Here is a 22,352-nt window from a genome sequence, read left to right on the forward strand (position 1 = left end):
GCTTTAGTAAATATTTATCAGTTACTTTATAAAGTTAAGAAAAAGGAAGTTGCAAATGAGTCAATACAGAGTTCTTATTGATGCTAATGATGAAAAAGGTCTGGTTCACAAAATATCGACCGTTTTTTATAAAAATGATTTAAATATTCTTACAAATAGTGAGTTTGTAGACAAAGACAGTAATAAATTTTTTATGCGAAGTGTTGTTGACGGTGATATAGAATTGGACAGATTACATAAATCAATTAGTGATGCTATTCCAAATAGTGCAAACATTGAGGTAATAGCACCAAAAAATAAAAATATTGTTATTATGGCTACAAAAGAGATGCATGCTCTTGGCGATATACTTATTCGACATGAAGCCGGAGAGCTCGAAGCAAATATATTGGCAGTAATATCAAACTATAATGATTTAGAATCTTTGGTGGATAGGTTTAATATACCATTTGTTTATATCTCTCATGAAGGTTTAAACAGAGCAGAACATGAGCAAAAAATTATTGACTATTTGTCTACTTTTAAAGATATAGATTATATAGTTTTGGCAAAATATATGAGAATATTAACACCTGGATTTGTAGAGAGATACGAAAATAAAATTATAAATATACACCACTCATTTTTACCGGCTTTCATAGGAGCAAACCCATATAAACAAGCTTATGACAGAGGTGTTAAAATTATTGGAGCTACATCGCACTTTGTAAATAACAATCTGGATGAAGGTCCGATTATTGCACAGGAAGTTATTCATGTAAATCATGCTTATGGGTGGAGAGATATGCAGCGCTCAGGCAAAGATGTAGAGAAAGTTGTTCTCTCCAGAGCACTAAAGTTGGCACTTGAAGACAGAATATTTGTTTTTGCTAATAAAACTGTAATCTTTTAGGATAATCATTGTTTAATCTTGTTTTAGTAAATCCACAAATTCCTAACAATACCGGTGCAATAGGGCGATTATGTGTTAATGCCGGTGCAACCCTGCATATCATAAAGCCTATCGCTTTTGATATTGATGAAAAAGCAGTAAGACGAGCAGGGCTTGATTATTGGCACAAACTAGATCTGCTCGTATGGGAAAGTATAGATGATTTTTTCACAAACAACACTATCAAAGATAATGCCTACTTTGCTACTACAAAAACAGACAAGCCCTATTTTAAAGCACAATTTAAAGAGGGTGATTATATATTTTTTGGAAGTGAAACAGCGGGAATTCCGGAAAATATTTTGCATAAATATAAAGAGCAAAATATAACCATACCTATGACTAAAGAGGGCAGAAGTTTAAATCTGGCTATAAGTACCGGAATAGTACTTTATGAAGCAATAAGACAAAACTATGACTCATTTTACAAATAATTAAAAGGAAAAAAAATGGATACATTTATCGATATAGCAATGACAATACTTTTTATTCTCTTCATGGTTTTTGTTTTTGGCGGCTATCATAAAAATAAATCAACTGCAAGAGAAGCCCAAAGAGAAGCTGATGAAAAGAGATCAAAAAACAAAGAAAATAAAATTTAAAAAAATTTTTGAGCCCATTTTTCTATATTCTCCTCAAATCTTTTTAATAAAGTTTGTACATTTTTTACCATAATTGTCATATTAAATCCTTTTTTTAAATATTACAAAAAAAGTAAAATAAAAATATAAAATATTGCATTTTGTCATATATTTTTTGACTATATTGCAAAAAAATACTATAATTTTATATATTTGAGCAATATAGGGGGTTATATGAAAAATTTTCTTGAAATTGTTGATGAGATTAAAAATATTCTTTCTACAGAGTTTGCAGGCAAAAAGGTACTTGATAAAGATGTTGCAGATACCTTAGGCATAAGTCAAATGAATTTTGCAACTATGAAAAAGAGAAACAAGATACCTTTTGGTGAACTTTTAGATTTTTGCGCAACTAAATCCATATCTATAAATTGGCTGCTCTATGGTCAATCGCCGGAGAGTCTAGTTGAGGCGACAAATAAATTTTTTATGATAAAATATTTTAGTAATGTAAGTGCATCAGCCGGCGGCGGAGCCGAATTGGAAGAGGAGGAGGTTCAGGGTGTTGAAATTCCACATGAATTTGTCACTATGCTTGGAGGAGAGAGAGAATTAAAATATATAGAAGCTATTAATGTCTCCGGTGATTCGATGGAGCCTACTTTTAGTTACAATGATATTGTTTTTATAAACAGAAACAAAACTGACCTGCGAAGAGGTGGAATCTTTACCATAAGAACACAGGGTGGTCTTTTTATAAAAAGAGTTCAAAAAAGAATAGATGGTAAAATTGATATAATATCTGACAATCAAATCTATTCAACACAAACATTAGATCCAAATGAGATAGAGGTTATTGGCAGAGTTGTCAGCAGATTTGGAAGTGTTGACTAAAAGGTGAAAAAATGAAGTATATTTTGATATTTTTATTTATGGTTTTATTTATAGGCTGTTCTTCAAATAATTTTAAATATGCTGATAATAATCAAATAAAAATATATGATCTATTAAATATACCTCAAGATGTAAGCTGTTTTGCGAAAAATATAGATAGTAATTCCTCTCTTTATGATATTCAAAAAGAGTATAAAAAATACTATTTTAGTATATGGAATATTGATAAACCACAAGAGGACGCGAAAAGCGTAATGTGGCCATTTGAATCATATAAAATGGGGGAAAGTTATGGAGAAAATTTACAACTATTAAAAGAAGATTTTTTTGACAGCATAAGAGAAAATTCAAATTTTGAGTCATATGGAACAGTCAATGAAAAGGCATTAACGCTCAAAGAGAGTGATATTAGATCTTTTCCAACTCACAGACCTTTATTTAAGAATCCATCTCTTGCGGGAGAGGGGTACCCATTTGATTATCTTCAAAACAGTACTATACATGCAAATGAGCCTATATTTATTTCACACTACTCAAAAGACAGAGAGTGGGCTTTTATATTTAGTAGTTATGCATCTGGGTGGCTAAAAACTGATGCATTTGTTATTTTAAAAAAGAGAGATATTGATTTTTGGCAAAAAGCTCAACAAGTTGCTATTACAAAAGAGAATGAACCTATATATGATAGTGAAGGCAGATTTTTGTTTAAAACAAAAATCGGAATGATGTTTGTTCTTGTGTCAGAAGATGAAAATACATATACAATTTTAACAGCAACATCATTTAAAAAATCACAACCGCTTTTTATAAATTCTAAAATTTCTAAAGATATAGCCAGTAAAGAGATAATGAAATTAAATCAAGAAAATTTAACTAAAATTGTTAATGAAGTATCAAAAACAAATTATGGATGGGGCGGAATGTACAAACAAAGAGATTGTTCATCAATGCTTCGAGATATGTTTGCACCTTTTGGTATTTGGCTGCCTAGAAATTCATACCAACAGAGTAAAATTGGAAATGTTATAAATTTGAAAAATTTAACCAATAAAGAGAAGATAGAAGTTATAAAAGAAAAAGCAATCCCGTTTCAAACGCTTTTATATAAAAAAGGACATGTTGTTTTATATGTTGGAACTTACAATAATGAAATTATTGTATTTCACAATATTTGGGGAATAAAGACCAGCAGAGATGGAATAGAAGGCAGAATTATAATAGGGAAACCGATTTTCAGCTCGTTAAAACTTGGAAAATTTCAAGAAAACTATGATAAAGAGTCAGAAATACTTAATAATTTAGTAAGTATGAATATCATTACTCAAAAATAAATCTTTTATTTATAATTTAAAAAAATATTAATTATAAATATTTATTGTATAATAAATGATGAAAAAATTATTTTTGGAGTAAAAATGAAGACTATTTTAATTTTGTTTTTTATTATAAATGTAGTGTTGCAGGCAAAATATCTTGATAGTGAAACATGTAAAGAGTGTCATGAAAAAATTTATCATGAGCACTCTACTTCAATGCATCATAAATCATCCCTCTTTAGTGATGAAGTGCATAGAAAAGTCAAAGAGTTCTCAAGCAAAGATAAATATTCATGTGCACTCTGTCATATGCCAGCTACTAAAAATTTAGGTGCTATGATTCGTGGACAAGAACAGCCAAATGCTCATGAAAAAAGACAAACAGATGGAGTTTCATGCTCTTATTGTCATCAAATTACCAAAATACACTACTCCAAGCCTTACAATATAAATTTTTTAAATAGCTCCAGCAATGACAAGCCCACTATGTTTGGAAATTTAAAGAATTCTGAATCAAGTGACAAACATAATGTACAAAGTAATGAAATATATAAAAACAGTGAAGTTTGCATGGGATGTCACTCTCATAAAGAGAACAGCCATGGATTTGAAGTTTGCAATACAAAAGATCAATATAATTCAAAAAGTGATTGCATAGGGTGTCATATGCCAAAATCTACGGGCGGTAATGAAAAATTCAATAAAAAGAATAGAAGTGAGTATGCTACACATTCATTTCTAGGAATTCACTCTGACAAGATGATAAAAAAAGCCGTTAAATTATCACTCGAGTATAAAGACAATACGATCGAGTTGACTATTGAAAACAAAATGGGTCACTCTATTATCACACATCCAATGCGTTTAAAATTTGTAAAAACAGTTGTGCTTAGAGACGGCAATATTATCTGGAGCAATTTTGCTGAGAATCCAATAGAAGATAAAGAAGCGACATTTATTGTTGTGTTTGAAGATGCTAAAAGTAACCAATCTATGCCTCATACTGCTACAGGCTATAAAATAAATCAAAATCTAAAAGCAATGAATACAAAAATTGTCAAATACAGTGTACCTAAACTTCAAAAAGGTGATGAAATAAAATCAACCTGGATAAGTTATATAATAAATCCAAATATAGCTAAAAAGTTAGATATTTCAACTAAAGATATCATTAAGCCATATATAGGAACAGAAAAATCAATTGTTGTGGAATAATAGGAGTGAAATTTTTTAAACTCACTCCTATATATTTTTATTAGTGTAAATCAGCGTTTAGCTTAATCTCTCTTGTACTTCTTTGTGCTATATATTGTCCAGTTTGAGAATTTTGTCTAAAGTGAAGTCCGTTAAGCCCTGCTAATTGGGATGCTTTCATAATATTTGAAAAAGTCGCATTTGTGTTAACTTCTTTTAATTTAGTTATCTCATCATCGTTAATATATACTTTTGTTCCAGCGAAAATCGCCAATCCTCCATCAATAATGCATCCATCGCCAAGAGGAATACCACATGTAGAATTTGCTCCCAAAAGTGTATTTTTACCGATTGTTATAGGATTTCCATCTGTCCCGCTTAATACACCCAAGATAGAAGCACCGCCGCCAACATCACTTCCTGCCCCAACTACTGCAGAACTTGAAATACGACCTTCAACCATTACAGGACCAGTTGTTCCTGCATTAAAATTGATATAAGAAGCACCTGGCATAACTGTTGTACCAGCTGCCAATTGAGCCCCAAATCTTACTTTTGAAGTATCTAGAATTCTTGTATTGTCAGCTGGAATAATATGCTGTAAGAATCTTGGAAATTTATCTACAAAATCGATACTCGGGTACTCATTTGCAAGCTTTAGTTCAATCTCAAATTCACGAAGATAATCAAGCTCAATAGGCTGCCCGTTTGACCAAGCAACATTTGGCAGCGCGCCAAATGCACCGTTTAAGTTTATGCCTCTTAGTTCAACTTTTGCTTGAGAGAGGGCATATAGCTTCAAATAAGTTGCTTCAACGCTCTTTAGCGGCTCATCTGCAAAAAGAAATGTTATTTTAAACTCACCCTCTAAAGAGCCGCTGTTCATAATTTGGTTATATAGAGCAGAGACGACCTGAATATTTTTATGTGCATCGCCGTATGCTTCATCTGCATAAGGAGTAAAAGCATTTAAACAATTTTTTAAAAAGGTAGTGTTGATATTGCAAACTACTTCACTATCATTAAAATCTACATCAACTCCCTGTTCAGCTAAAGCTTTTATGAAAATAGCTGCACTGCCAAAGTTTTCATTCCAGTTTATTATAGGATATGTAGCTTGAAGAGTTTTATCAAGATTTAACTGTCCTAAGTCAACTCTACATATACCAAATGCCAAAGGATCTTTGTATCCTTTTATTGATGATTTAATATTTTCTATAAGTGCTTTAAAAGCATCTGTTGTTTGAATGATTTCCATGAATTCTCGCTTAAATAATTTATGAAAAGTATTATACTTAAACATTACTAATAACAATTTAGTATATACTTTCACTATGAATAAATGGATTGAATTTTTAAAAAATAATGATTTTACAGGTATTAAAAAATATATCAGAGAGGGCGCTGATGTAAATGAAGCAAATGAAAATGGCGAGTCTGTTTTGGCATCTTCTTTAAGATATAGATGTGATTTTGATTTAATTATGCTTTTGATTGAAAATGGTGCTGATATTTGGGATTTTGACGAAGAGGGCGTTACAATTTTTGATATGGCAGTCACATATGGCAATATGGAGATGGTTAAATACATGATTTCAAAGGGAGTAGATGTCAACAGCACAAAAAGAAGAAGCAGATTTACTCCGCTTATGGCTGCTGCTTGCTATGGAAGAGTTGAAATAGCAAAACTTCTTATTGAGTGCGGTGCAGATAAAAATGCAGTTGATGTAAAAGGTATAAGTGTTGTAGATTTTGCAAGAAAAACAAATAAAAAAAGCATTTTACTTCTACTTGACTATGATGAAAATGCGCCAAAAAACAGAAATTATGCAAGGTAATCACTCTTTTTAAAACCTAAAAATTATAAATATTAAACTAAGCTGTAGGCTATTTTTTCTTTTTTTAAAAAATCTGTAAATAGTTTAAAATAGTTTTCTGCGTGCAGCTTATCTTCTGCACAAAGCGATATTTCAACAGAAGCAGTTTGGTTGTTAAGTATTGGCAAAGATGAGAGTTCAATATCTTCAGGAACCTGTTTCATCAAATCAATAAGTGTATTTTCACTTGTTTGTGCTAAAAGAGAGACTCTATATTTTTTTTTAGATTTATTAAATAATTTTTTTATAACAGTGCTTATCATTGGGTGTGACATTTGCGGGAATCCAGGAACAAAAAAATATCTGTTTTCAAGTGAAAAACCGGACATATTGTTAACAGGATTAAATAAAAGTTCAGAATTTTGCGGTAAATCAGACATATTAATTCTATGAGGAAAAGCATCTTCGCCAAATCTATCTATAATATCCTTTTCAAATTTTTTGTTTCGTTTGAGCGCCTTAGAGGTAAATACCTCTGCTGCAATGGCTCTTGTTAAATCATCCGGTGTTGCACCGATACCGCCAAATGAGAACATAACGCTTTTTTTATCATCTTTTACAAGTTGATATATTTTTTTAATCAACTCTTTATCATCTTTTATTATAAAAGATGCAAAAAGTTCATGTCCATATTTTTGAAGCTCATTTTTTAAAAAATCAAAATGTTTGTCTACTCTGCGACCATTTAATATTTCACTACCTATAATACAAGCATAAAAATTCATTTTTTATCTACCGTTTCATTTTTTTTAAGTATTATACTAAAAACAGTTAAGGAAATTATATGTCATATGCACAAAAACTAGAAGAGTTAATAACAAAAAGTGTTATTCCAGATATCAATGATAGATTGGATGAAATTTTTGAAGAGATCGCTGACAGCAAGGAAGCAGGTGAGGATGCTAAGGAGGAGATAGAAGAACTTCGTGAGTTTAAAGCAGATTTGCAAGATGTTTTAAATGATATAAAAAGCGGAGATATTGAAGAGGATGAGTGCAAAGAACTTATCGATGATATTTTAGAGGCTCAAAATGAGAGCGATGAAGACGATTTTGGATTTAAAGAGGAGTAAAAGCAATTAATATATAAGGTGATTTTCTTATAGTTATTTTTAACTTCATTTATATATAATATCACTAATAAAATAGATAGGATATAAGTATGAGAATAATATTATTAGGAGCTCCCGGTGCCGGAAAAGGAACCCAAGCAGGATTTTTAACAAAAAGATATAACATTCCTCAAATTTCGACAGGAGATATGCTTCGCGGGGCTATAAAAGCAGGTACAGAATTGGGTAAAATGGCAAAAGCAGCTATGGATGCAGGTCAATTAGTATCTGATGAGATTATTATCGGTCTTGTAAAAGATAGAATTAAAGAGGATGACTGTAAAAACGGTTTTTTATTGGACGGTTTTCCCCGTACCATTGCTCAAGCAGATGCTCTTAAAATTGCAGGTGTAGATATTGATGCCGTTATAGAGATTGATGTTCCGGATGCTGAGATAGTAAAGCGTATGTCGGGCCGCCGCGCACACTTGGCGAGCGGGCGAACTTACCATATTGTTTACAACCCGCCAAAAGTTGAAGGAAAAGATGATATAACCGGAGAAGATCTTGTTCAAAGAGATGATGATAAAGAAGAGGTAGTGCTTGACAGATTAAAAGTTTATCATGAACAGACAAAACCTCTTATCGGCTATTATAAGGAGCAAGCAGATAAGATAGCGTCTTTAACATATATAACTGTTGACGGAACTGCTGACATATCTAAAGTGGAAGCGGCTATAGTTTCCAAACTAGGTTAATTGAGCCCAATTTAGGGTTCAATTAAATTTTGGATTTTATAAAAGAGTGCATCTCTGAGACTATCTCTTCGATGCTTCTCTCTGCGCTAATTGTGTGAAGAAGATTTTTTTCTATATAAAACTTTTTTATATCACTCAGTGGTTCCGTATAAACTTTCATACGGTTGTTAAAAACTTCAACTTTGTCATCTTCGCCGCGAGAACGACCTAAAACTCTCTCTTTTGCCGTCTCTTGGCTTACTTCAACCTCGATAACACTGCAAAGCTCTAAAGATGAGTCACTCTTTAGATATTTGTCTAAAGCTGTTAATTGTTCCATGCTTCTTGGATAGCCGTCAATAACAATTATATCTGTAGGTGCATTTTTAATCGCGCTTACAATAGTCTCCATTGCTATTTTGATAGGAACGATAAGACCTTTAGAGATGTAGTTCTTTATTTCCGAGCCAAGTTCAGAGCCGCTTGCGGCTTCTGCGCGAAGCATATCGCCTGTAGAGTAGTGTGTTATTTCACTGTTTTGCTCTGCAATCAACTCTGCATCCGTGGTCTTACCGGAGCCTGGCGCTCCGATGATTAAAAAAAGCTTTTTCATAAGATAACTATTTTACCTGTTCACGAAGTCTAATATGAAGATCGCGAAGCTGTGTGTTATCAACACTGCTTGGAGCATCCGTAAGAATACATGAAGCTTTTTGCGTTTTAGGGAATGCGATAACATCACGGATACTTGATTTTTTCGTGATTAGCATCATAAGTCTGTCAAATCCGATTGCAAAACCGCCATGTGGAGGAGCGCCGAATTTAAGAGCATCAAGCAAGAAACCAAATTTTTCTTTTGCCTCTTCCTCATCAATACCCAACAATTTGAAAACCTCTTCTTGAACTTCAGGCTTGTGGATACGAATACTTCCCCCGCCAAGTTCGGTACCGTTTAAAACAATGTCATAAGCGATAGATTCTATCTCTTCAACATCATCTTTATCGGTATCTTTTGGTTGTGTAAATGGATGGTGAAGCGCCTTTACTCTTCCATCTTCAACCTCAAACATAGGAAAATCAACAACCCATACAAATTCAAAAGCATCTTTATCCACAAGGTTCATTTTCTCATGTTCAGCGATAAAGATTCTAAGGCGCCCCATGTAGTCCCATACTGTTTTTTTATCGCCTGCACCAAAGAAAACAACATCACCAACTTCCATACCTAGTCTCTCAACTAAAAGTGCAATATCATCTTCGCTAAAAAACTTAATAAGAGGACCTTTAAGACCATCCTCTTTCATCTGAAAGTAGCCAAGACCTTGCGCTCCAAATTTACGAACATAATCCTCAAAACCTTTCATCTCTCTTTTTGAGAAAACTAAATCTGCACCGGGTACTTTCAGAGCTTTAATGCGGTTTGTGTGTGGTTTTTTTGCAATATTGGTAAAGATTTCATTGTCACATCTCTCAAAAATGTCAATAACATCAACCATCTTAAGGTCATATCTTAAATCAGGCTTGTCAGAACCGTACCACTCCATAGCATCGAAGTGTGAAATGCGTTTAAATGGAGGTTTAACATCGATACCGCAAGCGCTAAACATAGCTTCAAGAAGATCCTCTGCTACTTTTATAACATCCTCTTGGTCGCAGAAGCTCATCTCGACATCTATTTGAGTAAACTCAGGCTGACGATCAGCTCTTAGATCTTCGTCGCGAAAACATTTTGCTATCTGAAAGTATCTGTCAAATCCGCCTACCATCAAAAGCTGTTTGAAAAGCTGCGGGGATTGTGGAAGTGCGTAGAACTCACCATTGTGTACGCGAGAGGGAACAAGGTAATCTCTGGCACCCTCAGGAGTTGATTTTGTTAAAATCGGAGTCTCAACCTCTAAAAAACCGTTTGCATCAAGTATGTTTCTTGCAGCAATTGCGGCTTTTGAGCGAAGACGAAATGCTTCATACATGGCAGGGTCTCTCAGCTCTAAGTAACGGTATTTAAGCCTTGTTTCTTCGCCGACATTTTTATCGCCGATAACAAAAGGGATTGGAGCCGACTTATTCTCTATAATAAGCTCTTTTACTATAACCTCGATAGCTCCTGTTTTAAGACGAGGATTTACAAGACCCTCTCCACGATGACGGACTGTTCCTTTAGCTATAAGAACATACTCATCACGAACGCCGTCTGCCGTTTTATGCGCCTCTGCATTGTCTTCAGGATCACATGTAAGCTGAATAAGTCCGCTTTTGTCTCTTAAATCAATAAAAATAATCCCACCGTGATCACGGTAACTGTTTGCCCAACCTGTTAGAACAACATCTTCTCCAACATTTGCTTCACTTAAATCTGTACAATAATGACTTCTCATAAATATAGAGTCCTAGTAAATAATTTTCGCGATTGTATCTAAATTTGGCTTATCGCATAATTAGGAGTAATATTTTTTATTTTAACACCAAAGAGTGTATAATCTATAAAACAATTTATAAAGAGATATTTTGGAAAGTAAAAAGATTAAAAAAATCGGCGTAGTTCTAAGACCGTTAACTCCAGAGTTAAGGGATGGATATATAAAGATAGAAAATATTTTTAAAAATCACAATATAGATGTTTTACTTGAGAGCAGAAGTGCCAAAATGATCGGAATGAGTGGTGAAAGCTTCAAAAATATATGTATGGCGTGTGATTTTATCATAAGTTTCGGTGGTGACGGCACGCTTATATCTACTGTTAGAAAGTCGTTTGATTTTGATATCCCCATACTCGGTGTTCATGCCGGCAATCTCGGTTTTTTAGCGGATCTCTCACTTGATGAACTTGATGCATTTGTGGAAAAAATTATTCAAAACAGATATAGAACCGATGAAAGAGCCGTACTTGAAGCTACTGTTATAAAAAATACAAAAGAGGTTAAGTATTACGCTTTTAATGATATTGTGCTTACTCGTACAAGAGTTTCAAATATGATACATATAGAAACACTTGTTGATTCAAAATCTTTTAACACATATTATGGTGATGGAGTAATTCTCTCAACTCCAACAGGATCAACTGCATATAATCTCTCAGCAGGTGGACCGGTTCTTTTTCCTATGAGCAATGTATTTGCACTTACTCCTATTTGTCCTCACTCTTTAACGCAAAGACCAGTTGTACTTCCGGGGAGATATGCTATAGAGATGAAAACATCAGAAGAGAGAGCTCTAATAATTATAGATGGACAGGATGTACACGAATTAGAACTTGGTGAAAGCGTACATATAAAACTTGCTGCTAAAACAGTTAAATTGATACACAAAGAAGAGTATAATTATTTTGAGGTATTAAAAGAGAAACTAAGATGGGGTGAATAATTTTCAAAGGAGACCAAATGTTTAAATATATAATTCCTTTTTTACTGCTGTTTATAGTTGGTTGTGCAACGAAAAAACCTGATATCGATTATGATCCGGCATTTCAAATAAATACGCTTTCTGCATTTAGTGTTGTTTATAATGCTGAGCAGAGTTATGATACGCTTAATGATGAGCGTATTCGCGAAGCTATTGTAAATGAGATGGAATTAAAAGGGTATCTGGGCACAGCAAAAGAGAGAGCTGATTTTCACATTGATTTTAAAAGTTCAATCAAAGAGGATGTCCCATCAAATGTAGGTGTGGGCTTTGGTGTAGGTACTTTTACAAGAAGTATGGGATTTTCCATGAGTACGGCAAATCAGATAATATTTACAGATGAGGAGACTATTCTCATAAATATGATAGATCCAAATACAAAAAAAACATTTTGGAGCACTTCAATTACTCAGGATAAAAAAGATTTTAAATCACCGCAAGAGCGAACCGACTACTATAATGAAATTGTAACCATAATGTTAAAAGAGTTTCCTCCTCGGTTAGTTGATTGATAAAATGAAATAAGCAAAAAGATTTTTAACAATAAAGTATAATTTGAAAATATTTTACAAGGTACTTATGAATGATAGAGAGATTTTATTTAAAAGATTATCTTAGTTTTAAAGAAATTGAGCTAAATTTAAAGGGTGGGTTAGTTGTATTTACTGGTCCCAGCGGAAGCGGAAAATCGCTTTTAATGAGTTCAATTTTATCTTCATTTGGCACAACTACATGTGATGCCTCATTGTGCGAATCTGTTGTTTCCTGGGAATTAGATGCCGATGAGTATGGTATAGAGTCTGATGATGTTTATATATTTAAACATCTTAAAAAAGAGAAATCAAGATACTTTATAAATAATCAAAGTATTTCAAAAAAAGCAATAAAGAGTTTATCTTTAAATTACTTAAAGCATCTTTCATTAAGAGATTTCAGCGATTTTGAAAATGAAAATCTGCTCTCTATTTTGGATAAGAGGATAGAGAAGAAAAATCACAAGATAAACAAACTAAAAGATGAGTACAAAGAGGCTTTTTTAGAGCACAAAAAAGTAAAAAAAGAACTTTTGGCTATAGAAGATGAGCAAAAAAAGATTGTAGAACTCAAAGAGTTTGCAGCATTTGAGATTAAAAAAATAGAGGATATAAATCCAAAAATTTCAGAGGATGAAGAGCTTTTGGAGATTAAAAAAGAGCTCTCAAAAAAAGAGAAAGCTCTAGAAGCCATATCCAAAGCAAATGTTGTTTTTGAGTATGAGCATAATGTTTTTAATGCCCTGGAGCTATTAAATGTAGAGAATTCATTTTTTAGTGATACTATGAATGAATTAAGAGCAATTATGGAGAGTGCTGAGGAGAAGTTTAATGCTCTTGATGAAATTGATATTGAAGAGATTTTAAACCGGATAGAAGAGTTAAGTGATCTCAAAAGAAGATATGGAAGCATAGAAGAAGCTCTTTCGTACAAACAACAAAAAATTTTAGAACTGCAAAAGTATGAAAATATAGAGATTACAAAAGGTGATTTACAGAGCAGGGAAACAACGCTTTATAAAAAAGTAAAAGATTTGGCATGCAATATAAGTAATCTTCGTCATAATGAACTAAAATCTTTAAAAGACAATTTAAACGAATATCTAAAAGAGCTCTATCTTCGAGATGCACAGTTGGAAATAAGTGATATTGAGTATGGAATTTCCGGAAAAGATAAAGTAGACATCAAGCTAAATGCTACCGATTTACAAAAGGTGAGTACAGGTGAGTTTAACAGACTTCGTCTTGCCATTTTGGCTCTAAAATCTGAGTTTATGAGTAAAAATGGCGGCGTTTTGATGCTTGATGAGATAGATGCCAATCTTAGCGGTGAAGAATCTATGAGTGTTGCAAAGGTGTTAAAAGAACTCTCAAAGCATTTTCAAATCTTTGTAATTTCGCATCAACCGCAACTTACATCTATGGGCGATCAGCACTTTTTGGTGCATAAAAAAAGTGATGAATCTTATGTAACAGAACTTGGATTTGATGAGAGAGTAGATGAAATAGCAAGAATAATAAGCGGCGAGAGCATTACACAAGAAGCTAGAGAGTTTGCTAAAGAACTGCTAAATTTACACACAAAATAAGTAATACCTGCAAAAGGAAAAGTTAGAAATGATAATTGACACACATGTACATTTAGACGACAAGAGATATATAGATGATTTAGATGAAGTGCTCAAAAGAGCCAGAGAAGGGGGAGTAGAGCGTTTTATAATTCCGGGGGCAGATCCTGTAAATCTCACAAGAGCCATAGAGATAGCTGAGAGCAATAGTGATATCTATTTTGCAATCGGCGTTCATCCTTATGATATATATGCTTTTGATACGCTGGAGTTTGAGAAGTATATTAATCATCCAAAGTGCGTTGCAGTAGGCGAATGCGGACTTGATTATTTTAGACTTGAGGGAAGTGATGAAGAAAAAGATAGAGAAAAGAAGAAGCAAAAAGAGATTTTTATAGCACAGATTGAAATTGCAAAAAAGTATAAAAAACCGCTTATTGTACATATAAGAGATGCTTCAAAAGATTCAAAAAAGATTCTTGAAGCATATAATGCAAAAGAGGTTGGAGGAGTTTTGCACTGCTATAATGCGGATGAAGAGCTTTTAAGTCTTGCAAAAGAGGGATTTTATTTTGGGATAGGAGGCGTTTTGACATTTAAAAATGCAAAAAAACTTCTCCATGCACTTCCAAAAATACCTCAAGACAGGCTTCTTATTGAGACAGACGGTCCATACTTGACACCGACTCCGCATAGAGGTGAAAGAAATGAACCTCTTTATACAACCTTTATTGCAAAAAAAATTTCTGAACTTTTAGAAATACCACTGGAAGATGTAAAAAAAATAACAACTCAAAATGCCCTTGTACTCTTTAATATTTCTTAATATTAAAGAGTCTTAACTCTATTTAATATTCATTTGGATAAAATGTATTTTTTAAATTTAAAATAAGAGCTGTCATTTTGAAATATATTTTATTGTTAATACTACCATTTTTGTTGAGTGCAAATCTTACATACACTTCAAATTACACCAAAGAGATAACCATCTTAGAATCTTTTGATATTGAAGCATCTTTTTTATATGACCCGATAATGAATCAGATGAAAAACAGCAATATGACGGTTTATAAAAATAAACACTTTTTTCAAGCGATGAATGATGCTTATCTTTTTATTCCGGCAATAAAGAATATTTTAGCAAAGCATGGAGTTCCTGCAGAATTTCTTTTCCTCGCAATGGCAGAATCACATTTTTCTATACAGGCATATTCTGCTAAGAGAGCCTCTGGCTTATGGCAGTTTATGCCTGAGACAGGTAAAATATACGGTCTTAAAATTGATGATTATGTTGATGAGAGAAGAGATCTTGTAAAATCAACAGAAGCAGCCGCAAAATATCTCTCCTACCTTTATGAAAAATTTGGCAAATGGTATTTAGCAGCTATTGCATATAACTGCGGTGAAGGAAGATTGAGTAGAGCTATAAAGAGTGCGCAAAGTGATGATCTCTCTATTTTGTTAAATCCTAAAAAGAGGTATATACCAAAAGAGAGCAGACTCTATATTAGAAAAATTGTGGCATTGGCTATAATGGGAAATGATGAGCAGTTTTTATTGAAAAGTGAATATGAACATCTTTTAAACAGAGCAAATGCATACTCTATATCTACAGTTAGAGTACCAAGAGGAGAGTCATTAAAAAGAGTTTCTAAACTAGTGGGAATTCCAATGGAAGAGCTTAAAAAATTAAATAGACACTTAAAGTATGATTTTATACCTCCATATCTTAATGGTTATGATATATATATTCCATATATAAAACTCTCAGAATTTAAACAAAAATATTTTGAAGAAAAAATTAAAAATATTTACAAAATACATGTTGTTAAAAAGGGTGAAAGTCTCTACAATATAGGCAAAAAATATAATGTTCCATATAAAATGATTATGGATTTCAATAATTTAAAAAAGAGTATGCTTAGTTTAAATCAAAAACTGATTATCCCGATAGACAATCGGGCAAATGTTGAAAAAATAGATAGTGAATTTTACTATTTGGTAAAAAAAGGGGATACTTTAGAATCTATTTCAAAAGCATATAAAGTCAGTATTAAAAATATACAGCTTCAGAACAAACTTGATGGAAGTCTGATTAGAGAGGGTGAGAGGTTAAAGCTATATGAATAAAGTATCTGTTTTTCTAATTGTCTTGCTTTTAATTTTTATTACTGGATGCAGCACAAGAGGAAAAAGAGCATACACTGATTTTGATAAAACAACATCTTATTCGCTAGATGAAAATTCACACAGCCCTATACTTAGTAAAAAGGATTATAGGCATCCTACGATGAATCCATATGTAATAAGAGGTATAAAATATTATCCGACTGTAGTAAATGTAGGTGATGAGTTTAGTGGTAATGCAAGTTGGTATGGTCCTGATTTTCATGGAAAACTGACTTCTAATGGCGAAACATACAATATGTATGATATGACAGCTGCTCACAAAACTCTGCCGATGAATACAATTGTAAAAGTTACAAATAAAAAAAATGGTTTAAGCACTGTTGTAAGGATTAACGATAGGGGGCCTTTTATTGCGACAAGAATTATTGATCTCTCCAATACGGCTGCGAGAAAAATAGATATGATTGATGACGGAACAGCTCCTGTTACAATAAAAATACTTGGTTTTCATTCAAAAGAGCAAAAACAAGTACCATTGCAAGAAGAGTTAAAAGATGTTCCTCAAGATCAACAAATAGCTAATTTTGCACTTCAAATCGCATCTTTTAGCAGATTTGAAGGAGCTCTTTTGACACAACAAAAGTACGATAATATTGATGGGTACAAGACAATTATAAAAGATATGCAAACACAAAACGGAAGAATGTTTAAAGTTTGGCTTAAAGGTTTTAGAAGTGAACAAGAGGCTAGAGATTATAAATCACTTGGAAATTTTAAAGATTCATTTATTGTAAGAGAGGATTAAACAAATGATTAGCAAAAGCAGAAAAACAAAAGAGACAGATATCGTTGTTTCCTTGTCTCTTAATGGAAAAGGCAAAAGCAATATAAATACGGGTGTGGGTTTTTTAGATCATATGTTAGAGAGTTTTTCTAAACACTCTTTGATAGATTTAGATATTGCATGCAAGGGTGACACATATATAGATGATCATCACAGTGTAGAGGATGTCGGAATTGTTCTAGGTTCTCTTTTGTCTGAAACAATTTATCCTGTTGAAAACATGGAACGATTCGGCAGTGCAAATATTGTGATGGATGAAGCTTGTGTTAGCTGCGATTTGGATTTAAGCAATCGTCCATACCTGGTTTATGAAGTTGATGTGACTGGAAAAGTAGGACAGTTTGATACGGAACTAGTTGAAGAATTTTTTAAAGCTTTTGTCTCAAATGCAAGAATTAGCGCACATATTGTAGCACTTAGAGGAAAAAACAAGCATCATATTATAGAAGCCGCTTTTAAATCAGTTGCTGTAGCTATGCGTCGTGCAATGCAAAAAAATGAAAAAATCGGTATTCCGAGTACAAAAGATATGCTGTGATTAAGCTTATCGTATTAGATGTCGACGGTTGCCTTACAGATGGAGATATAATCTACTCATCTGATGGTACAGAAACAAAAAAATTCAATGTAAAAGACGGTCTGGCTATTAGTTCTTGGATTAAGATGGGTTATTATGTTGCAATAATAACCGGAAGAAATTCTGAAATAGTTCAAAGAAGAGCCAAAGAGCTTGGTATTGTGCATCTGTTTCAACATATTAAAGACAAAGAAAAAACATTAAGCGAACTTATAGATTTGCTTGAGCTTAAAAATTATGAAGTAGCTGCTATTGGCGATGATTTGAATGATTATAAGATGTTGAAAAAAGCTGGCAGAAGTTTTACTCCAAAAAATGGAGTAAAAGAGATTAAAGAGCTTGTTGATACGGTTCTTACATGTAACGGCGGTGATGGCGCTGTGAGGGAAATGATAGATATATTAATTGATGAGAATGATTTAAGAGATCAGTTTTTATCTGTTTGGATATAGTATGAATATAAATTATTATTTTTTATTTATTTCTGTATGTTTAATTATGATACTTTTTTTATTTAAGCCCTTGGAGATAAAACAACAATCTTTTACCGAAGTACCTCTTTTTAGTATCTCATTTTTTACTATGTATGAACTTGATTCTAAAGGATTGATTACATTAATGAACGGTGAAAAAGCAATTAGATATGCAGATAGATATACGATTGACAAAATGGATTATACAGATAATTCAAAAAAGTATATAGCAAATATGAAATCAAACAGCGGAATATACAAAGATGACATCGTTTATTTAAATGGAGATGTTGTCTATTTTAGACAAGATGGATTGACCTTTGAGACGCAAAAGGCAGTTTATAATAAAAAAACAAATATTGCTACTGCAGATGGAGATTATGTGCTTTATAAGGGCACTAATAGAGTTACCGGAAGAGAATTAAAATATAATAACTCTTTACAAAGAGTAGAGTCAAAAGATGTAAAAGCAATATATCAATTAAAAGAGAGTACTAAATGAAAAAAATAATTTTTTTAACAATTTTTTTAACAACGGCACTATTTTCCTTAGAGTTAAAAGTTAAAGCAAACAGCTTTAATGCAGATCAAAAAACAGGTGTATCTGTTTTTGAAGGTGATGTTAATGTGATTCGGGGCAATGATGAATTAAATGCATCGAAGGTCACCATTTATACAAACACAAACCAAGAACCGACAAAGTTTATTGCAGAAGGAAATGCTTCTTTTAGTATACAAACACTTGAAGGTGCACTATATAAAGGCAAAGCCCAAAAAGTTGTCTATCTTCCGCAAGAAAAAGAGTACTATTTTTTTAAAGAAGTGCATCTAAAGCAGATTGATGAAAAAAAAGAGATATCAGGTGAAGAGGTTATTTTAAAGACAATAGAGGGCAAAGCGTATGCTAAGGGTGCTGAGAAAGAGCCGGTTATAATGATTTTTGATATGCCTGAAAATAAAAAAAAGAGCGAAGAATGATTGAAATAATTGACTCAAAATTTGTTACATCAGCAGCAACTATAGAAGATGCACCGGACTCAAAAGAACAAAATGAAGTTGTTTTTATGGCTCGTTCAAATGTGGGGAAAAGTTCTTTACTAAATGCTCTGACAAATCATAAAGGTTTAGCAAAAGTATCTTCAACACCGGGTAAAACAAGACTTATTAACTATTTTGATGTTACATTTATAGATAGAGAAAATGCGCAAAAAAGTTTTGCAAAATTTGTTGATTTGCCAGGTTTTGGATATGCGAAAGTTTCCAAATCTATTAAATATGATTGGGAAAAAAATTTAACAGATTATATATCAAATAGAAAACAGATAAAACTTTTTATTCATTTGATTGATTGCAGACACCCTTTTTTAGAAATTGACAAATCTGTAACTGATTTTTTAATTGATCATGCTAATGAAACACAATATATTTTACAGATTTTTACAAAAATAGATAAATTAAATCAAAAAGAACAAAATGCACTTAAAAAAGAGTTTCCTAAGGCTTTAATGGTCTCAAGTTCAAAAAAGAGAGGTTTACAAAAAATTGTAACGATTATATATGATATATTGCAAGGAGCTGCTGGTGAAAATTAAATTAACAAAAGCAACGCTTTATGATATTGAAAATATGCAAAAACTTGTTGCTCCTGAAGTTGAGACAGGGATAATACTTGCAAGAAGTTCAGATGAAATCGCAACAAATATAAGATCATATATATTAGCAAAAGAGGAAGGTGCGATAGTTGGTTTTTGTGCGCTTCATATTCATACTCCCTTTTTAGCAGAGATCAGATCACTTGTTGTAAAAGAGGATAGAAGAGGCATGGGGATAGGGCAAAGTTTGATTGCCAAAGCTATAGAAGATGCACAAAATCTTGGAATTAAAAAAGTTCTTACTTTGACTTATCAACAGCAGTTTTTTGAAAAACTTGGATTTATCGAAATTCCAAAAGAGTCAATTCCTGAACACAAAATATGGGCTGATTGTATTAAGTGTAAACATTTTCCGATATGCAACGAAGTATCTCTAATCAAAACTCTTTAACACCATTTTTATATGTTGTTATATTTATACCCTATATTGTATTAAGCAGTATACACCTATTTTTACCACCTTTATTGGCAATATTATATGTACTTTTTTCAAGAGCGCTTAAGAAAAATGATTTAACCTCTTTACTTTTAATTTGCTTTTCTTTAGTGCTTTTTGAAGCTGAAAAGGGATATGTTCTCTTTAGCACTCTTATATATTTTGCTTTTATATATAGATATATCATACCAAAAATAGCGAAAATTATTAATTGTAATATATGTGTAAAAATGGCAACTGTTATATTGGTTTATATTGGTTTTTTTGTTTTTAATATATTTTTATCAAATATATTCTTAATGCCATCTCCAAGCATAAACTATTATGTAATTTATTACATAATGATTGAATTTTTTATTTTGAGTATTTTATGAAAATAAAATTTATAATTTTTGTATTTGCTGTTGTATGGCTGGCACTTTTAGCAAGAGTATTTTTGTTGTCAATAGAGTCAAATACTTATTATGAAAAGCTCTCTTATAACAATACCATTAAAACTGAATTGATTGCGCCGGTAAGAGGTGAGATTGTTGATGTGAAAAATAGACCAATTGCTATTAATGAACTTGGGTTTAAAATACAAATGGCCCCTCATCTTAGATCTAAAAAAAATCAAACTACATTTGAAGAAGAAGTTGATACGATTATAAAATTACTGCCAAATTTGGATAGAGAAAAAATTATAAAAAATTATATAAAAAAAGATTCGTACTATAATCACGACTATATAGATATTGTTAGTTTTGTATCTTATGAAGAGATTATGCCTGTATACTCTATTCTCAATTTAAGAGACAATATTCATATTGTCTCCTCTCCAAAAAGATATTATCCGTATAAAGAAGTTGCAACACACTCTATTGGGTATGTTTCTCGTGCAAATAAGAGTGATATAGAAGAGGATAAACTTCAAGAACTTATTGGTTATGCTGGAAAAACAGGCATAGAAAAATATTATAACTCATTTTTGCAAGGAGAAGCCGGCAAACGAGAAATAAAAGTAAATGCAAATAATCAAGAGATAGAAGAGTTGTCCAGTAAGCAAGCTATTGAAGATAGAAAATTGATATTAAATATTGATATAGAACTTCAAAAATATATTTCATCTCTTTTTAAAGACAAATCAGGTGCTGTAATTGTTATGAGAGTTGATGGTGCTATTTTATCTGCTAGCAGTTTTCCTGAATATGATCCAAATACATTTGTATCTGGAATCTCATATGAAGAGTGGGATAAACTCTCAAATAGTCTTGATAAGCCATTTACAAATAAATTAATTCATGGTCTTTATCCTCCAGGTTCAACTATAAAAACTGGATTGGGATTATTATATATTACGGCACCGGAAATTGGGCCAAACTGGAATGTTTATTGTACTGCATCAATGCCTCTTGGCAAAAGAGTATTTAGATGTTGGAAGCAAACTGGACATGGAAAAACAGGCATTAAAAAAGCTATACGAGAGAGTTGCGATGATTTTTTTTATAAAGGCAGCCTTAAGCTAGGAATTGAAAAAATGAGTGATGGGCTTATTAGATATGGACTTGGTAAAAAAACCGGTGTTGATTTGCCAAATGAGTTTATCGGTACGGTACCATCAAGAGAGTGGAAAAGAAAAAAATATAATATGCCATGGTATATGGGAGAGACTGTAAACACCTCAATCGGGCAGGGTGATTTTTTAGTTACGCCAATGCAGATGGCACAGTTTACTGCTCTTATGGCAACATCTAAGCTTCCTCGGCCATACTTTGCAAAAATGATAGGGGAAGAGGTGGTTAAGCCGGAATTTGAAGAGGTTCTTACTAAAAATGAATTAAAAAAATTGCCAATTATTCAAAAAGCCATGTATGAAGTTTGCAATCATCCAACCGGAACAGCTGCTAGAAATATAAATTCACATGTAAAAATTGCCGGTAAAACAGGAACTGCTCAAGTAATCGGTATTTTGCAAGATATAGAAAATAGAGAATTAGAGCATGAAATGGAGTATTATACCCGTTCACATGCATGGCTTACAAGTTATGGACCATATGATAATCCTCAATATGTAGTTATGGTTATAGTTGAACATGGAGGACACGGCGGTTCTGCTGCAGGAAGTATTGTATCAAATATTTATGATAAACTCTTAGAATTAGAATATATTAAGCAGTAAA

The 22,352-nt window shown here is 32.4% G+C and carries 26 protein-coding genes; 22 read left to right on the forward strand and 4 right to left on the reverse strand.

Features of this window, described 5'->3' with window-relative positions:
• The first annotated feature begins 55 nt into the window (after positions 1 to 55).
• From purU to CVO_RS04385, 6 genes are all read left to right on the forward strand, one after another.
• Positions 56 to 892 carry a formyltetrahydrofolate deformylase gene (gene purU, locus CVO_RS04365; RefSeq protein ID WP_152299383.1) on the forward strand — a complete coding sequence of 279 codons (837 nt, stop codon included), beginning with the start codon at positions 56 to 58 and terminating at the stop codon, positions 890 to 892.
• A gap of 8 nt (positions 893 to 900) precedes the next feature.
• Positions 901 to 1,365, forward strand: coding sequence for a tRNA (cytidine(34)-2'-O)-methyltransferase (locus CVO_RS04370; RefSeq protein WP_152299382.1), 465 nt, complete (start codon positions 901 to 903; stop codon positions 1,363 to 1,365).
• 15 nt (positions 1,366 to 1,380) lie between these two features.
• Positions 1,381 to 1,533 (forward strand): hypothetical protein, encoded by a 153-nt coding sequence (locus tag CVO_RS09805; RefSeq protein WP_188093946.1) that lies wholly within the window; start codon positions 1,381 to 1,383, stop codon positions 1,531 to 1,533.
• A gap of 213 nt (positions 1,534 to 1,746) precedes the next feature.
• Entirely contained in the window at positions 1,747 to 2,406 is a 660-nt protein-coding gene (locus CVO_RS04375) for a LexA family transcriptional regulator (RefSeq protein WP_159570301.1), read from the forward strand.
• Positions 2,407 to 2,417: 11 nt separating this feature from the next.
• On the forward strand, positions 2,418 to 3,737 hold the full coding sequence (locus CVO_RS04380) for an SH3 domain-containing C40 family peptidase (RefSeq protein ID WP_152299380.1): 1,320 nt from the start codon (positions 2,418 to 2,420) through the stop codon (positions 3,735 to 3,737).
• Between the two features lie 84 nt (positions 3,738 to 3,821).
• Positions 3,822 to 4,937, forward strand: coding sequence for a multiheme c-type cytochrome (locus CVO_RS04385; RefSeq protein ID WP_152299379.1), 1,116 nt, complete (start codon positions 3,822 to 3,824; stop codon positions 4,935 to 4,937).
• 40 nt (positions 4,938 to 4,977) lie between these two features.
• On the opposite strand, the gene CVO_RS04390 is transcribed toward CVO_RS04385, so the two are convergent.
• A complete protein-coding gene (locus CVO_RS04390) occupies positions 4,978 to 6,174 on the reverse strand; it encodes a tetrahydrodipicolinate N-succinyltransferase N-terminal domain-containing protein (protein ID WP_159570305.1) in 1,197 nt (398 codons plus the stop codon).
• Positions 6,175 to 6,250: 76 nt separating this feature from the next.
• Between CVO_RS04390 and CVO_RS04395 the strand changes: the two genes are divergently transcribed.
• On the forward strand, positions 6,251 to 6,754 hold the full coding sequence (locus CVO_RS04395; RefSeq protein ID WP_152299377.1) for an ankyrin repeat domain-containing protein: 504 nt from the start codon (positions 6,251 to 6,253) through the stop codon (positions 6,752 to 6,754).
• A gap of 32 nt (positions 6,755 to 6,786) precedes the next feature.
• Here the strand turns inward: CVO_RS04395 and CVO_RS04400 are convergent, their stop codons facing one another.
• The gene (locus CVO_RS04400) at positions 6,787 to 7,518 is read right to left on the reverse strand and encodes a competence/damage-inducible protein A (RefSeq protein WP_152299376.1); all 732 of its coding nucleotides are present in this window, start codon (positions 7,516 to 7,518) and stop codon (positions 6,787 to 6,789) included.
• Positions 7,519 to 7,577: 59 nt separating this feature from the next.
• On the opposite strand from CVO_RS04400, the gene CVO_RS04405 reads away from it, so the two are divergent.
• Together CVO_RS04405 and adk are read left to right on the forward strand one after the other, a co-directional pair.
• Positions 7,578 to 7,865 carry a hypothetical protein gene (locus tag CVO_RS04405; RefSeq protein ID WP_152299375.1) on the forward strand — a complete coding sequence of 96 codons (288 nt, stop codon included), beginning with the start codon at positions 7,578 to 7,580 and terminating at the stop codon, positions 7,863 to 7,865.
• 89 nt (positions 7,866 to 7,954) lie between these two features.
• A complete protein-coding gene (adk, locus tag CVO_RS04410; RefSeq protein WP_152299374.1) occupies positions 7,955 to 8,602 on the forward strand; it encodes an adenylate kinase in 648 nt (215 codons plus the stop codon).
• A 22-nt stretch (positions 8,603 to 8,624) separates the two neighbouring features.
• Here adk and CVO_RS04415 read toward each other — a convergent pair whose 3' ends face one another.
• The gene (locus CVO_RS04415) at positions 8,625 to 9,194 is read right to left on the reverse strand and encodes an adenylate kinase (RefSeq protein WP_152299373.1); all 570 of its coding nucleotides are present in this window, start codon (positions 9,192 to 9,194) and stop codon (positions 8,625 to 8,627) included.
• Positions 9,195 to 9,201: 7 nt separating this feature from the next.
• Positions 9,202 to 10,956 carry an aspartate--tRNA ligase gene (gene aspS / locus CVO_RS04420; protein WP_159570308.1) on the reverse strand — a complete coding sequence of 585 codons (1,755 nt, stop codon included), beginning with the start codon at positions 10,954 to 10,956 and terminating at the stop codon, positions 9,202 to 9,204.
• 130 nt (positions 10,957 to 11,086) lie between these two features.
• Here aspS and CVO_RS04425 point away from each other — a divergent pair, with 130 nt between their 5' ends.
• From CVO_RS04425 to mrdA, 13 genes are all read left to right on the forward strand, one after another.
• Entirely contained in the window at positions 11,087 to 11,941 is an 855-nt protein-coding gene (locus CVO_RS04425) for an NAD(+)/NADH kinase (RefSeq protein WP_152299371.1), read from the forward strand.
• A gap of 17 nt (positions 11,942 to 11,958) precedes the next feature.
• Positions 11,959 to 12,492, forward strand: coding sequence for a DUF4136 domain-containing protein (locus CVO_RS04430; RefSeq protein WP_159570311.1), 534 nt, complete (start codon positions 11,959 to 11,961; stop codon positions 12,490 to 12,492).
• Between the two features lie 71 nt (positions 12,493 to 12,563).
• Complete coding sequence (locus CVO_RS04435) at positions 12,564 to 14,102, forward strand: DNA repair protein RecN (RefSeq protein WP_159570314.1); 1,539 nt, start codon at positions 12,564 to 12,566, stop codon at positions 14,100 to 14,102.
• A gap of 28 nt (positions 14,103 to 14,130) precedes the next feature.
• Entirely contained in the window at positions 14,131 to 14,907 is a 777-nt protein-coding gene (locus tag CVO_RS04440) for a TatD family hydrolase (protein ID WP_159570317.1), read from the forward strand.
• A gap of 77 nt (positions 14,908 to 14,984) precedes the next feature.
• The gene (locus CVO_RS04445) at positions 14,985 to 16,211 is read left to right on the forward strand and encodes a lytic transglycosylase domain-containing protein (RefSeq protein ID WP_241691013.1); all 1,227 of its coding nucleotides are present in this window, start codon (positions 14,985 to 14,987) and stop codon (positions 16,209 to 16,211) included.
• On the forward strand, positions 16,204 to 17,016 hold the full coding sequence (locus tag CVO_RS04450; RefSeq protein WP_188093700.1) for a septal ring lytic transglycosylase RlpA family protein: 813 nt from the start codon (positions 16,204 to 16,206) through the stop codon (positions 17,014 to 17,016). Before CVO_RS04445 ends, CVO_RS04450 begins: the two co-directional genes overlap by 8 nt.
• A 4-nt stretch (positions 17,017 to 17,020) precedes the next feature.
• Complete coding sequence (hisB, locus tag CVO_RS04455; RefSeq protein ID WP_152299367.1) at positions 17,021 to 17,593, forward strand: imidazoleglycerol-phosphate dehydratase HisB; 573 nt, start codon at positions 17,021 to 17,023, stop codon at positions 17,591 to 17,593.
• Positions 17,590 to 18,084: a KdsC family phosphatase gene (locus CVO_RS04460; RefSeq protein ID WP_152299366.1), complete on the forward strand. Its 495-nt coding sequence runs from the start codon at positions 17,590 to 17,592 to the stop codon at positions 18,082 to 18,084. Before hisB ends, CVO_RS04460 begins: the two co-directional genes overlap by 4 nt.
• Position 18,085: 1 nt before the next feature.
• Positions 18,086 to 18,607: an LPS export ABC transporter periplasmic protein LptC gene (gene lptC, locus CVO_RS04465; RefSeq protein WP_152299365.1), complete on the forward strand. Its 522-nt coding sequence runs from the start codon at positions 18,086 to 18,088 to the stop codon at positions 18,605 to 18,607.
• Positions 18,604 to 19,083: a lipopolysaccharide transport periplasmic protein LptA gene (gene lptA, locus CVO_RS04470; RefSeq protein WP_152299364.1), complete on the forward strand. Its 480-nt coding sequence runs from the start codon at positions 18,604 to 18,606 to the stop codon at positions 19,081 to 19,083. Before lptC ends, lptA begins: the two co-directional genes overlap by 4 nt.
• Positions 19,080 to 19,697 carry a ribosome biogenesis GTP-binding protein YihA/YsxC gene (gene yihA, locus CVO_RS04475; RefSeq protein WP_152299363.1) on the forward strand — a complete coding sequence of 206 codons (618 nt, stop codon included), beginning with the start codon at positions 19,080 to 19,082 and terminating at the stop codon, positions 19,695 to 19,697. The genes lptA and yihA overlap by 4 nt, the downstream gene beginning before the upstream one ends.
• Positions 19,663 to 20,148, forward strand: coding sequence for an N-acetyltransferase (locus CVO_RS04480; protein WP_159570320.1), 486 nt, complete (start codon positions 19,663 to 19,665; stop codon positions 20,146 to 20,148). Before yihA ends, CVO_RS04480 begins: the two co-directional genes overlap by 35 nt.
• 415 nt (positions 20,149 to 20,563) lie before the next feature.
• Complete coding sequence (gene mrdA / locus CVO_RS04485; protein WP_152299360.1) at positions 20,564 to 22,351, forward strand: penicillin-binding protein 2; 1,788 nt, start codon at positions 20,564 to 20,566, stop codon at positions 22,349 to 22,351.
• Position 22,352 lies beyond the last annotated feature (1 nt).

The organism is Sulfurimonas sp. CVO (genome assembly GCF_009883775.1).
Taxonomy (GTDB): domain Bacteria; phylum Campylobacterota; class Campylobacteria; order Campylobacterales; family Sulfurimonadaceae; genus Sulfurimonas; species Sulfurimonas xiamenensis.